Origin of the sequence: Paraburkholderia sp. BR10937 (genome assembly GCF_040965695.1) — a bacterium.
In the GTDB taxonomy this organism is placed as follows: domain Bacteria; phylum Pseudomonadota; class Gammaproteobacteria; order Burkholderiales; family Burkholderiaceae; genus Paraburkholderia.
Map to the genome: position 1 here is coordinate 1 of NZ_JBFRCL010000166.1, position 437 is coordinate 437.

Here is a 437-nt window from a genome sequence, read left to right on the forward strand (position 1 = left end):
GCAAGGATCCCGAAGCACCTTTCGCGTTCCTGGCTACATACGCTGCGCGCCTGTCGGCCCATGGCAAGACGCAGCATCAACCCCTTTCGCGGGCGCTCGAAGAGTTCTCCGGTGCGCGCAACAAGGCACAGCTTCTCTCCCTCCTGATGCCGGTCCAGCGTGCCGCTGAACGCTGCGACTGGTTGCGCGCGATGGTTGAATCGCGCGAAATCTACCACCCGTTGCGCTGGATGCCGGCCGACGCGTTTCGCCTGCTCTCCGATTTGCCGGCCCTGGAATCGGCCGGCATCATGGTTCGACTACCGGCGAGCTGGGCCGCGGGACGCCCCGCGCGGCCCGCGGTCAGGGCGAGCGTCGGGACGCGGCCTCCGTCACGCCTGGGCAGGGAAGCACTGCTCGACTTCAGGATGGAGGTGTCGCTCGATGGCGAAGCGTTG

At 67.0% G+C, this 437-nt stretch carries 1 protein-coding gene; it reads left to right on the forward strand.

The genetic code is table 11. From position 1 onward, the window contains the following. Positions 1-437, forward strand: a 437-nt coding sequence (locus tag AB4Y44_RS42475; RefSeq protein ID WP_368702825.1) for an SNF2 helicase-associated domain-containing protein, incomplete at both ends; no start/stop codon positions are given.